We start from the raw sequence: 8,570 nt of genomic DNA on the forward strand, positions 1-8,570 counted from the left end.
ACATCATCCACAGTTTGCTCGATCATCTTCATCTGTCCCACTGTCATTATCCTCTCCGTGCTCGATCTCGCCCTCAATCAGGAAATCCTCTCCAAGTCTTGTCACTGTCATAGTGTCTGCGCGGAGTCTGACTGCCTGTTTTGGTGTTCTCACACCCTCCCCCTCAATCGGTGTCTTTGCTTTTCTTCCTCCAAAAAGTTTCGGTGCAAGGTAAGCCTGCACATGATTGACAAGTCCGGCATTCAAAACAGACCAGTTGAGCGTTCCCCCGCCTTCAAGGAGAATACTGTCAATTTTCATTTTTCCAAGTTTTTGCATCAGATCGTTCAGATCAAGATGACCGTCTCGCTCTTCTGTCACCAGAACCTGGCATCCGCTCTGCTCATACAAGGTTTTGCGCTCCGCATCCTGACAACAGGTGGCAAGAATGACTGGGGCACTCTCTCTGTCCGCCGTCTCCACAATCTTGGAAGTGAGCGGTGTTCGAAGATGCGTGTCGCAGACAATGCGAATCGGATTTCGCCCACCCGCGATTCGACAAGTCAACAGCGGATCATCCGCAAGCACCGTTCCGACTCCCGCCATAATCGCCGTATAGCGGTTTCTTTGCCCTTGTACATGTGCTCTCGCCTGCTCTCCCGTAATCCACTTCGATGCGCCTGTCGCAGTCGCAATCTTTCCATCGAGTGTCATCGCATATTTCATCACGACATACGGAAGTCCTGTGCGGATATACCAGAAAAATATCCGATTGAGTTCTCTGCACTCCTGTTCAAGCACATGCTCGGTGACCTGCACGCCGTGATTTCGTAAAATCTCAATCCCCTTTCCGGCGACAAGCGGATTCGGATCTCCGCTTCCAACCACGACTCTCGCAATCTTTGCCTCGAGAACCGCCAATGTGCACGGTGGCTGTTTGCCATAATGACAGCACGGTTCAAGTGTCACATAGAGAGTCGCTCCCTCCGGAGACTCGGTACACGAGGCAAGCGCATTTCGCTCTGCATGCGCTTCGCCGTATCTCTCATGATACCCGCTCCCAATGACCTCTCCATTTTTTACAAGAACCGCGCCGACTAACGGATTCGGAGAAACTCGCCCCGTCCCCTTTTTTGCAAGTTCAAGCGCCATCCGCATATATTTCTGATCGATGTTGTTCTGCTCTATATCATTCTGCTTTGTATCATTTTGATCTGCCACTTCTCACTCCCTGCCTTTCTTCTTTTCCTTGAATCCAACAGGAGCTCGTCTTAGAACATTTTCCTCTGTTCAGGACATTTCTGATTTCCATTTCAATCTGTTTTAAGGTTTTAACATCTCGACACACTCAAAATATTCAAATAAACTTTTCTTTTAAATTCTCGTCTTATTGCTTATCAGCCTCTCATAATCTCATAAATACAAAAAGCTCTGGAATTTTCATTCCAGAGCGATGATATTCTGTGACTGATCAATCTTTTGTCTGATATCGAGTTCATATCTAATCTGATCCTGATACCTAACGGATATCCAAATAGTTCTATCTGTCTATTCTGCGTATGTGCGATTGTGTCATAATCTTCTTTCATCCAGACTATACTGTCGGCCTCGGAATTTCACCGAATCATGCCTTACGGCTCGTGGGCTATCACCACCGGTGGGGAAACACTCCCCGCCCTGAAGACGTTGTTCTGTTGTTGATTTTTAATATACTCCCCTCTCCTTCATTTGTCAATCTATTTTTCAGACTTCTTTTCTCAATAGTCTGACAACATATTATCTTACGGCACTTTCGGTTCCAAAAGTGCCTACCTCTGAACAGCAGCGAACAACATTACGCTTCATACGGAGTTTTCAGATTGGCAGAATCAATCCACAAAGGCTTTCACCGCTTTCTCAAGCCCTGCATCATCCGTTCCACCTCCAAAATCAAGAATCACCAGGCGATTTTTATCACTCAGCACCACCTCATCCACAGCAACTGCCGTCGCCTCCTCTTTTCGGATCGTGTAACGACACCAGATCACCTTCACATTCTCTGGAAGATTCAAAAAGGTCTCCGTCTCAGGAAGTTCCTGTTCGCTCTGCTCCCACAGATCAGTCATATCCTTGGGATAATTTTTCTTTGTCTGACTGATCACCCATGGAATCGGGCTCTTGAAAATCGTCACTCCAACCGGATTTCCTGCACCATTCACACGCATATCGCTCGTCTGATAACTTGCAAACACGGTATGCTTCTCGTTTAAGTTGCTTAAATTACTCGGATTGCTCGAGTGATTTAAATTTGAGTCTATCTCCGTCTGACTTTTTTCTTCCGCCCGCATGAAGTACCCAACCATCGCATTGCACAGTGGAAATGCGATCATGCTGATCACGACAACACCCACAAAATAACCGATCCAGTCTTCCCTGTTGTTTCCACTTCCGTTTTCACGAATCCATCTCTGCATGAACAGAACAATCCCAAACATAAGAAACATAGAGACCATACCGCTGATAAAAACCGGCAGAGAAACCGCATACAGTGCTGACAAAATGATGAAAATCAGGAAAATCCACGTTGCCTGCCCGATTTTTCTCCATTTCAGTCGCCGGTTCACCTCCGTTGCCGTAAGTTTCTCTGGAGATATCGACTGCTTCCCGCTCCTCCTCAGAATCTTATTCTTTCTGTGCACCCACAACATAAGTCGAACATAGAGCATGCCCCAGGAAACCATGATCATCGTCGTCACAATCACAGAGAGGAAATTCAAGGGATCTGCAAGCACAACTCCCGGATTTTGTAAACTCCGACACAAAATCCAGCAATTCAAAACAATCAAAATGGGATACAGAATTCGCGTCGACCAACCCCACACAAGAGATTTCTGGATCTCAAACTGCCTTGCCTCGCTCATCTCTTCTGTCCGCTTCACATTCTCATCTGTCGTATAGAAAACCTGCCAGTTTATTCCCCTGCACTGGAACTTCCATCCCGAATCTTCACACCGCTCCTGAAACTTCTTTTCCGCCCATGAATCTACTCCCGTCAATGTCGAGCTTCCCGGAACGAGAACAGTTGCATATCTTCGCTTTTCCGGCTTTCCATAAGAAAACTTGATCCCGAAATTGCCAATTTTCTCCGGAAACCATCCCTGCAATGCCTGATCCTCCAGATACTGTTCAAATAGGTCTGCCTCCCACGCTGAAAAACTCCACCAAACTCGTTTCTCCTGTCTCATCGCTCCGCCTCCCTTCCATTGACCCTTCGTTTGATTTTATTATACAGAATTTGGTTCAGTCATTACAAGAACGAAGGACTTACTCTTTCCTTACATTTTCGTTACCGGATTTCAGAGATTCTTTTCTTTTGGTGGATTTGACGTTGCAGAGAAAAAGATTTTGCTGTACAATCTGCTGTGCACGAATCAACATAAAAAACAAATCAGAAACTAAGAAACAAAGAAAAAGAAAACAAGAAAATAAAAATGATTTTACATACGAAAGGATTTAAATTTTACTTATGAAAGACCTCACAAAGGGATCTCCCGCCAAAAATATGCTGGAATTTGCGCTCCCAGTTGCGCTCGGGAATCTGTTTCAGCTCTGTTACAGCCTTGCTGACACCCGCGTTGTCGGCAGTACGCTCGGAGAGACCGCGCTTGCCTCTGTCGGTGCAACTACCTCGATCAGCACGCTTTTCATTGGCTTTCTGTCCGGACTCACAAACGGTTTTGCCATTCTGATCTCTCGGCAGTTTGGTGCAAAAGATGAGCGCGGAGTGCACCGATTCGGAGCCGGAAGTCTGCTTCTCGGCACTCTGACCTCCATTCTCCTTACTGTTCTCTGTGTTGCCGGACTTCCGACCCTGATGAGAATCCTCAATGTTCCGGATACCCTGTTGCCACAGTCCACCTCTTACATTCGAGTGGTACTTCTCGGACTCTCTGCGACGATGCTCTACAATGCCTGCGCTTCAATTCTTCGCTCCGTCGGAGATACGACAGCCCCACTCCTGTTTCTAATTTTTTCAGCCGTTTTGAATGTTGGACTGGATCTGTTCTTCATCCTCGTCCTCAAACTCGGCGTCGCCGGAGCTGCGTGGGCGACGGTTCTCGCCCAGTCGCTCTCCGCGATTCTGAGCCTGATCTACATGTTCCGGCGTTATGAAGTCTTTCATTTTAGTTTGAGCGATTTTCGCATTAGTCTTGACGAAGTCCGCGAACTCTATACCTCCGGACTTTCGATGGCAACGATGATGTCCCTCGTATTTTTCGGAACCCTGGCTCTCCAGTGTGCAATCAATACGTTCGGACAGGATATCATCGTCGCTCACACCGCAGCCCGCAAAATCACGGAATTTTTCATGCTTCCATTCAGTGTCATGGGTGTCACTATGGCGACCTACTGCGGACAAAACATGGGAGCGGGAGCCCTTGACCGCATCCGGACCGGTATCCACCATGCACTGATTCTGACCTGGGTCTGGTCCCTCGGCATGATTCTTTTAAGTTACACCGTAGCTCCACGCCTGATCTATCTTGTGACAGGGTCAGAAAATCCGACGATTCTTGCGACTGCCACACGCTACTTGAAATTTGACACCCTGTTCTACTTTGCTCCGGCTGGAATCTCTATCTTAAGAAACGGACTTCAGGGCATGGGCGATCATGTCACACCGATCGTCTCAAGCAGTATCGAGCTTGTCGGAAAAATTGTGGCATCTGTGGTCCTCGCAAGAATCTTCCAGTACTGGGGCATCATCATTGCAGAGCCGATCGTCTGGATTTTCATGGTGATTCCGCTGATTTGCAGTATGCATAATCTGCTTTCCAAGAGATCGGCTCCTCAACCTCACTGACCAGTAACCCGAACCAATCAGCGATTGTCCACCTTCTCCGGATACAGATCATGCTGAGACAGTCTCTGCCATGCAACTTCCTCCCAGCGCGTTCCCGGCTTTCCATAGTTGCAGTACGGATCAATGGAAATGCCACCGCGCGGAGTGAATTTGCCCCAGACCTCAATATACTTCGGGTCCATCAGACGAATCAGATCCTTCATGATCACATTCACGCAATCCTCATGGAAATCCCCATGATTTCGAAAACTAAACAGATACAGTTTCAGCGACTTGCTCTCAACCATTCTCTCGCCCGGAACATAGGAGATCGTGATCGTCGCAAAATCCGGCTGTCCGGTGATCGGGCAAAGACTCGTGAACTCCGGACAGTTGAATTTTACAAAATAATCATTTCCCGGATGCTTGTTCAAAAACGTCTCCAAAATCTCCGGTGCATACTGATCCGGATACTTCACTTTCTGATTTCCCAACAGGCTGATGCCCTCTTTCTCAAGCTCTGCTTCTCTGCTCATCGTCTCTCTTCCTCCATATTTCTTTTGTTGTTTTTTTCTACATTTTTGTATCTTTGTACTCTCGTTATTCTCGTGTTTCTCTATCTTTTCTGTGTTTTTTCGTGGCTTTTTCTGATCTTTTTCGGATCTTTTTTATTTTTTCAGCTATCCAAATTTCTTTTTTTAACTTTCAAAGATGTGAATTACCCCAACTTAAAATTTCTTTGTCAGCGCCGGATCTTCCACGCCGTTGAGGCGAAAGGCTTCCATTCGATCCACACAGGTTCCGCAGACTCCACACGGGGTTTCCCCGCCCTCATAACAGCTCCATGTCAGCTCATACGGAACGTTCAGTTCCAGACCTTTCTTTACGACCTGCGCCTTCGTCCAGTTGACAAACGGTGCCTCAATCCAGAGCTGTTTTCCGCTCCCCTCATAGATTGCCTTATTCATCGCCTCATGAAAGACACTGCTACAATCCGGATAGGCATTTCCCGCGGAATCATCCGCATGTGCGCCATAATAAATCACACTACATCCCTTTGAGAGCGCAATGCTTGCCGCTGAGGACAGAAACAGTCCATTTCGGAACGGAACGTAAGTGGATACCGGTGTCCCATTCGTCTCCTCAAGCTGTTTTGCATAGCTCTCGTGTGGAATCTCTCTGTCCGAATGCTTTAAGAGTGAACAATCGCTGTACTGAAAAATCGGCGCGAGATCCAGATAAAGGTGCTCCACGCCATAATACTCTGCCACTTTTTGAGATGCCTCAATCTCTTTCTGGTGTTTCTGTCCATAGGAGATCGACAGTGCAATCACCTGATCTTTTCCGTACTTCTCCACCGCAATTCTAAGGCAGGTCGTGGAATCCACGCCACCGCTCGATAATACAAGAGCTTTCTTTTTTGTTCCTACTTCATTCATTTCTTTCCATCCTTTCTCTTCTCTCGTTTTGTCTGTATTTGGTTTGTTTTCCTGTCTTCCAGTTTTTATTCTTCCAGTCTGTATTTCCCTATGTATTCCCTAAGTGTTTTCCCGATTTTCCTTTTCTTTGTATATTCCTTTGTATATCCTTAATTCTTTTTGTCCTCTTCGCTGGTGTTTGAAGGGAATTTTTATTTTGACCGGACTTTTATCGTGCCTGTCTCCCCATTTGAAGCTGTTGAAAGAGATTCATCTGCAACATCGGATCAACTTTAAATCGACCGCGAAGTGTCGTCGTTGTCGTCATCGCATTTGTCTTCTTGATCCCGCGAGCAGTCATACAGCTGTGACATCCCTCAATAATCACAGCAACATCGTGAGAATCTGTCGCAAGCTCCATAATCTCTGCAATGTCACTGCCGATCCGCTCCTGAAGCTGGAGTCGCTTTCCTACCATATCCGCGATTCTTGCAATCTTGCTCAATCCAAGCACTTTTCCCTTCGGGAGGTAGGCGACACTGACCCTCATGTCATACATCAGTGCAAGGTGATGTTCACAATAGCTGAAAATCTCAATGTCCTTCACAAGCACGAGATCCCTCGAATCCTCTGCGCTCCTCTGGACAAAATTTTTCCGAAACATCTCGGCAATCTCCTGATTCGAGTAGCACATTCCCTCAAAGACTTCCTCGTACATCCTTGCGACCCGCTCCGGTGTCTCTTTTACTCCCTCCCGGTCTGGATCATCGCCGAGTGCCTGAAGAATCCCGCGGATGTGCATCTTGATCGCTTCCGTGTCGATCTTTTTTCGATTATTTTCACAGTCACATGTTTTGCAATCCTGTTCCTCTCTCATCTCGTCTTCCTTCATCTCATTATCCCATCTATCTTTTTATCGTTCTCGATTTCTCTATCTGGCTCTTTCTAATTTTTCTTGTTCTTTCTAGTTTTCTCTTAATTCTTTCTTGTCTTTTCTTAGATTCTTCTTTCCTGTTTTTGTTTTCTTGATCTCTGTCTGTTTTTCTGTCTATTTTGTTTTGGGGTCTGTCTTTCCGAAATCTAAATTACACACCACGTTTCTGCGGGTCCCAGATCACCTTGTGAAGCTGAATCTGAATTTTCACATCATTAAGTTTCTTTTCCATCAGAAAATCAACCATCTCAACCGGCTCGATTCGTCCAAATACCGGGCTGAAATAGACTGCCGTCCACTCTCTCAAATCATACTTTTCAATGATCTCAAGCGCACGCTCCATATCCGACCGACTGCTTACCACGAATTTCACAGTATCCTCGCTTGAAAGCTTTTCCATGTTTGATAAGCACATCGCATGCTCCATCCCGCTGTCGGGCATTTTATAATCCATCGTAAATGACGGTCTTCTCTCAAGCTCACAGTAAGGTGAAAGATCCACACTTCCGTTTGTCTCGATCTCCACCCGTCTCTGCGGATCGCTTAAAATCGCCGTGATCAGCTCTGCCATTCCCTCTCGAAGAAGCGGTTCTCCTCCGGTCAGAGTCACATTTTTGACTTTGCTCTCCTCAATGTAGGAAACAATCTCATCGACGGTCATCTCAGTGCTCTCACAATCTGCTTCATTCGCCCAGAGGGTATCGCAGTATGTACAGCGAAGATTGCATCCCTTCATGCGGATAAAGACTGCAAGTTCGCCTGCGCGCCGTCCCTCTCCATTGATGCTGACAAATTTTTCCACAACCTGATAAACAGGGGTTGTCTTTTGGTTTTCCATCATTTCTTGGTTTTCCTTTACCGATTTTCCTTTTTCTCCACTGAATTTTCTTATTTTTCTTATTTAAGCTTACTTATTCTCGCGATAAACGGCACAGTTGTTTGGTGTCTCATAGACGGTCGCGCTAGATACCGGATACCCGAGTTTGCTCATCTTATCAAAGAAATATTTGGAAAAATTCTCCGCTGTCGGTCGAAATGCCACTTCTGTCAGGCGAAATCCTTCTTCAAGAAGAGCCTCCACCGTCTTTGCTCTCAGCGTTCCACTCTCATAAATCAGGGTGTGGTCAAGTTCATCTGCAAGTGCTTTCAGATCTCGTTTCAAATCTCCGAAATCCACCAACATTCCTCGCATCTGACCTTCGCTTTCCAGATGCTCCGCCTGAATTTCCACCTCCACATGCCATCTGTGACCGTGAATATTTGCACATTTTCCCTGATATCCGGAAAGAAAATGTGCGGAATCAAAATCTGCAACTGTTCTTAACTGGTACATGTCCAAACTTCCTCTCTGAATTTGCATTGTTTAATTTGATTTGTTTTGATCTGTTTTGTTTGTAATTTTGTAAATCTGTAAATC

The 8,570-nt window shown here is 46.1% G+C and carries 8 protein-coding genes and 1 riboswitch; of the genes, 1 reads left to right on the plus strand and 7 read right to left on the minus strand.

The annotated features are described in order from the left end of the window. Positions 1-3: 3 nt before the first annotated feature. Complete coding sequence (gene ribD, locus AC4EVX_RS09115) at positions 4-1,200, minus strand: bifunctional diaminohydroxyphosphoribosylaminopyrimidine deaminase/5-amino-6-(5-phosphoribosylamino)uracil reductase RibD (RefSeq protein ID WP_490160050.1); 1,197 nt, start codon at positions 1,198-1,200, stop codon at positions 4-6. 352 nt (positions 1,201-1,552) lie between these two features. Beyond that, positions 1,553-1,668: riboswitch (FMN riboswitch) on the minus strand. A 179-nt stretch (positions 1,669-1,847) separates the two neighbouring features. Continuing rightward, positions 1,848-3,203 (minus strand): hypothetical protein, encoded by a 1,356-nt coding sequence (locus AC4EVX_RS09120; protein ID WP_490160051.1) that lies wholly within the window; start codon positions 3,201-3,203, stop codon positions 1,848-1,850. Between the two features lie 281 nt (positions 3,204-3,484). Between AC4EVX_RS09120 and AC4EVX_RS09125 the strand changes: the two genes are divergently transcribed. Beyond that, on the plus strand, positions 3,485-4,822 hold the full coding sequence (locus AC4EVX_RS09125) for an MATE family efflux transporter (RefSeq protein ID WP_490160052.1): 1,338 nt from the start codon (positions 3,485-3,487) through the stop codon (positions 4,820-4,822). Between the two features lie 17 nt (positions 4,823-4,839). Here AC4EVX_RS09125 and queF read toward each other — a convergent pair whose 3' ends face one another. From queF to queD, 5 genes are all read right to left on the minus strand, one after another. After that, the gene (queF, locus tag AC4EVX_RS09130) at positions 4,840-5,337 is read right to left on the minus strand and encodes a preQ(1) synthase (protein ID WP_177977261.1); all 498 of its coding nucleotides are present in this window, start codon (positions 5,335-5,337) and stop codon (positions 4,840-4,842) included. A 192-nt stretch (positions 5,338-5,529) separates the two neighbouring features. Then, positions 5,530-6,240, minus strand: coding sequence for a 7-cyano-7-deazaguanine synthase QueC (gene queC, locus AC4EVX_RS09135; RefSeq protein WP_490160053.1), 711 nt, complete (start codon positions 6,238-6,240; stop codon positions 5,530-5,532). A gap of 208 nt (positions 6,241-6,448) precedes the next feature. Beyond that, positions 6,449-7,096 carry a GTP cyclohydrolase I FolE gene (folE, locus tag AC4EVX_RS09140; RefSeq protein WP_177977259.1) on the minus strand — a complete coding sequence of 216 codons (648 nt, stop codon included), beginning with the start codon at positions 7,094-7,096 and terminating at the stop codon, positions 6,449-6,451. Positions 7,097-7,304: 208 nt separating this feature from the next. Continuing rightward, positions 7,305-7,994: a putative 7-carboxy-7-deazaguanine synthase QueE gene (gene queE / locus AC4EVX_RS09145; RefSeq protein WP_490160054.1), complete on the minus strand. Its 690-nt coding sequence runs from the start codon at positions 7,992-7,994 to the stop codon at positions 7,305-7,307. A 66-nt stretch (positions 7,995-8,060) separates the two neighbouring features. Next, positions 8,061-8,486 (minus strand): 6-carboxytetrahydropterin synthase QueD, encoded by a 426-nt coding sequence (queD, locus tag AC4EVX_RS09150; RefSeq protein WP_177977258.1) that lies wholly within the window; start codon positions 8,484-8,486, stop codon positions 8,061-8,063. Positions 8,487-8,570 lie beyond the last annotated feature (84 nt).

The sequence above is a fragment of the Brotaphodocola sp. genome (genome assembly GCF_983179755.1).

Excerpts from the sequence above, each read along its gene's own strand:
- AC4EVX_RS09120 (WP_490160051.1), bottom strand. The coding sequence starts at position 3,203 with ATGAGACAGGAGAAACGAGTTTGGTGGAGTTTTTCAGCGTGGGAGGCA.
- AC4EVX_RS09125 (WP_490160052.1), top strand. The coding sequence starts at position 3,485 with ATGAAAGACCTCACAAAGGGATCTCCCGCCAAAAATATGCTGGAATTT.
- queF (WP_177977261.1), bottom strand. The coding sequence starts at position 5,337 with ATGAGCAGAGAAGCAGAGCTTGAGAAAGAGGGCATCAGCCTGTTGGGA.
- queC (WP_490160053.1), bottom strand. The coding sequence starts at position 6,240 with ATGAATGAAGTAGGAACAAAAAAGAAAGCTCTTGTATTATCGAGCGGT.
- folE (WP_177977259.1), bottom strand. The coding sequence starts at position 7,096 with ATGAGAGAGGAACAGGATTGCAAAACATGTGACTGTGAAAATAATCGA.
- queE (WP_490160054.1), bottom strand. The coding sequence starts at position 7,994 with ATGATGGAAAACCAAAAGACAACCCCTGTTTATCAGGTTGTGGAAAAA.
- queD (WP_177977258.1), bottom strand. The coding sequence starts at position 8,486 with ATGTACCAGTTAAGAACAGTTGCAGATTTTGATTCCGCACATTTTCTT.